This window comes from Lentzea kentuckyensis (genome assembly GCF_002150765.1).
Taxonomy (GTDB): Bacteria; Actinomycetota; Actinomycetes; order Mycobacteriales; family Pseudonocardiaceae; genus Lentzea; species Lentzea kentuckyensis.
The window spans coordinates 1-4,064 of record NZ_MUYM01000175.1 but is presented as its reverse complement, the minus strand read 5'-3'; the positions used below and the strand labels follow the sequence as shown (position 1 = coordinate 4,064).

Below are 4,064 nucleotides of genomic sequence, written 5' to 3'. Positions count from 1 at the left end.
TCGCCCAGCCCACCGCCAGCCGCGACAAGTCGGTCTCGATCGCGCCGTTGACGAAGTCGGTCGTGAAAGCCTCACCACGCGACGGATGCCGGTTGTTCAGCGCGTCCACCCTGGCCTGTTCGAGCACCTCCTCGCGGTCGCTCGACTTCTTGAGCTCCTCACCGTGCAAGTGGGTCAGCTCGTCGGCGTACAGCTTGTTGATCGTCCTGCCCAGGTTGGTGTACTCGGCGGCACCGTGACCGAAGCGCACCTCGGGATCGGCCATCACCGCGACGGCGTCGATGAACAGGTTCGGTTCCGGCGTGTACGGCAGCAACGGGTGAGCGCCGACCTGACGATCACGCGCCCGCATGTCCTCATCGATCAACTGCGCGAACTCATCAGCGAACCCAGGCCTGTTCACCTTGCCCCGCGCCTTCTGCAACGCCGCGAGCTCCTTGCGGAGCACCTCCATCTCCTTCGCCGGACCACCCTCGCCCAACGCCCGCTCGGTCTTGGCGATGTCGTTGTCGATCCGGGAGTTCGTGTCCCGAACCAACTGCCCCGGATCGCTGATCCGGTAGCCACCGCTGATCATCAACGGCCGGCCGGGATCGACGTGCTCCCCCGGCGCACTCATCCGCAGCAGGTTGGAGACGTGCGTGAACACGTGGTCACCGGACGGCACCGCGCGCGAGCCCTCGTCGAAGTCCTGGACGGCGAGGTACGGGTGCGTGTCCCTGGCGGCCAGGGCGGCGACCGCGTACTGACCGGCCGGGCTGTCGATCGTCCGGTTGCGCATGTCGCCGTACGGGAACTTCTTGTCGCTCCACAGCAACGGCACCAGCGCGACCGGCTCCCGACGCGACTCCACGACCTTCGCGATCTGGCTCATCGAGCTGTCGAGCTTCGCCTCGTCGGCCGTCTTCGCGTTGACACCGAAGACGAACGCCACCTTGCCCTCGACGTCCCGCGCACCGGCCAGCATGCCGTCCAGCACGGCGGGCAGGTCCTTCAGCGCGCCGTGACCGAGGATCGCCGTGACGACGAACGAGACCGGCTTGTTCCCCTCCACGCTGGCGGCCAGGTGGCGGAGGTAGTCCTGTTTGGACGGCAGCCGCACCGGACCCGGCGCCAGCTCCTCGAACGCCGCGTTGCGCACGACCTTCGCCTCGTCCAGGGACGCCACCGACACCCGCGGTCCCTCGAAGACCACGTCGTCGTGCCGCGCCCGCTTGGTCGGCTGGGCGTCGGGCGAGGTGGGCGGTTCGCTGTGGCTGGGTCCCGCGTCCTCCCGCGCCCGCTTGCTCGACTCGGCCTGGTGCGAGGTGGACGGCGCGTGCGAGGTGGACGGCTCGTCCCGGTGCGGTGGTGCCACGACGTCGTCCGGCGGTCGCAGACCGGACCGTGCCCGCCGGGCACCCCAACCGCCACCGGCAGCGGACGCCAGGTCCCCGCCACCGAGCCTCGGCCGCTTGCTCGGCCGCTCGTTCGCGTCGTCCCCAGGAGCGCGGCGCACCTCGCGGTCCGGGCCGCCGGAGTCGAGGTCCGGCCGGGCCGGATCGGCCTGCGGTGAACGGCTGCGCAGCGGGGTGTCCGGCACCGCGACCTGGCTGTCGGCCACCCGTTCGACCATCCACAGGTGCCGGGGCCGCAACTGCGGATCGGGCCGCAACACACCCGCGCCCATCAGGCCCTGCGCGTCCGGCACGACCGCGGAACGGTTGTCCTTGGCGAGGAAGACCCGCGACGGGTCGCGGTACTCGTCGGGCACGCCCAGGTAGTGCAACGTCTCGTGGGCGAGCACGGCGGGTTCGGCGTCGGCACGCCAGTGGGTCTGGTCGACGGGGTGCTCGCCGACCTCGATCGTCGTGTGCGCCGCACGCGGGTTGTCGACGAACTCCAGCGACACGTGGAACTGGTCGCCGCTCGGCAACCGGTGCCCGCCGTTGAACAGCGCGTCGACACCGGCGCGGGCGTTGTCGCGCACAGCGGACAACGCGGCCGGGTCGACCCCGGCGCCGGGCCGGAGGTGGACCTTGACGGTGAAGTCGCGCACCCACTGGCCGGGCTCGGCCTCGATGCGGCGCACGTCGTAGCGCACCAAACCGGTGTAGGAGCGCAGCTTGCCCGGCGTGCTGTCGGTGGTGACGTCGGCGACCTCGGTGTCGACCGTGCGAACGTGCGCGTCGTCGCGACGTGAGGTCCACCGGTCCGGCGTCACCGCGTCGGGACGGGGAGCGAACCAGTCCGCGGTCTCGGCCGTGCTGTGCCGCCACGACTCGTCGTCGAACGCCGTGCGCGAAGGCCCTGGGTCCGCGTCGTCGAGCGGCGCCGGACGCGTCCGTGCCGGTCCACCGGGTTCGTAGGTGTGGCGGCCGTCGGTGTCGACGTGGTGCGTGATGTGGACCGGATTGCGCCCGGCCTTACCGGTGAACGGCTCGTGCACGGTGGTCGAGCCGTCCGGGTGGTGGATCACGACGTCGTTCTTCAACTCGGTCGCGATCAACCGCGCGGCCAGCCCGTCGGCGTGACCGGCCCTGGTGTTCTCGGTCAGGTTCGGGTCGGTGGCGCGGGTGCGGTGCTGGACCAACGAGTTGACCAGATGCCCGTAGTCCACGATCGGATGGCTCTGGACGAACGACACAACGCCGTCCACGAGCTTCTTCGGGGCACCAGCGGTCGCCACGTCGAGCACGTTGGCCCGCAACCGATCGGCGTTGGCCGGATCCACCGCCCGGTAAAGACTGCCCGGCACAGGTGCCGGAGCGATCCGCAGGACCTCGTGTTTGATCGCCCCGAAAGCCCTCGCCAGGGTGGTGGTGAGATCCGAGGTGGCCAGGTGGTGCGCCGCAACGGTCTTGTGCTCGCTCGCCACGCCCGCCGTCAGGTCGGCCAGCACACCCGACAGCGGCGTGGAGATCGCCCGGTTCAGGGTGTTGTGGTCCTGGACGCCGAGATGAACCAGGTCCGCACCGGACGCCCGCCACGGGCCGCTTGCGGCGGTCTGCGGCTCGCGCTCCGCGTGGGACTTCTTCGCGAAGTCCTTGCGGTACGTGGCCAGGCTCGTGTCCTTCTTGGTGGCCTTGTCGTCCTTCGGGTCCGCGGCTCCGAAGAACCGGTTCACCACCGTCGTCAGATCCAGGTGCGACTGCGGCAGCTTGCCGTCCTTCGCCCAGCCCACCGCCAACCGCGACAGGTCCGTCTCGATCGCGCCGTCGACGAAGTCGGTCGTGAAAGCCTCACCCCGCAACGGATGCCGGTTGTTCAGCGCGTCCACCCGCGCCCGCTCGACCACCTCGGTGCGGTGGTCCGGGTCGGCGCTGGGCCGCTCGAACTCCTCGCCGTGGATCCGGGTGAGCTCCTCGGCGTACAGCTTGTTGATCGTCCTGCCCAGGTTGGTGTACTCGGCGGCACCCTGACCGAAACGGACGGAGTCGTCAGCCACGAACGCGAGACCGTCGATGAACAGGTTCGGTTCCGGCGTGTACGGCAGCAACGGATGCGCACCGACCTGACGATCACGCGCCCGCATGTCCTCGTCGATCAACTGCGCGAACTCGTCCGCGAACCCAGGCCTGTTCACCTTGCCTCGCGCCTTGCCCAGCGCCGCGAGCTCCTTGTTCTTCGCCGCGATGTCCTTGGCCGGAGCGCCCTTCCGCGTCAGCTCGGCCAGTTCCTGCTCGGCCTTCGCCTCGCCCTTGTCAATCCGGTCCAGGGTGTCTCGCACCAACTGCGCCGGATCGCTGATCCGGTAGCCACCGCTGATCATCAACGGCCGGCCTGGATCGACGCGCTCCCCCAGCTGGCCCATCCGCAGCAGGCCGGAGACGTGCGTGAACACGTGATCACCGGACGGCACCGCGCGCGAGCCGGCGTCGAAGTCCTGCGCCGCCAGATACGGGTGCGTGCCCTTGGCGACCATGGCGCCGATCGCCCACTTGCCCGCCGGGCTGTCGATCGTCTTGTTGCGCATGTCGCCATACGGGAAGCTGTTGCCGTCCCACACCAACGGAACCAACGCGACCGGCTCGGTACGCGACCGCACCACCGGTGCCGCCTGCTCCAGCGACCGGGCGAGATCA

At 69.9% G+C, this 4,064-nt stretch carries 1 protein-coding gene; it reads right to left on the bottom strand.

Going from position 1 to position 4,064, the window contains the following annotated elements; all coding sequences use genetic code 11:
* On the bottom strand, positions 1-4,064 hold a 4,064-nt coding region (locus B0F77_RS48435), incomplete at both ends, for a hypothetical protein (protein WP_211294362.1).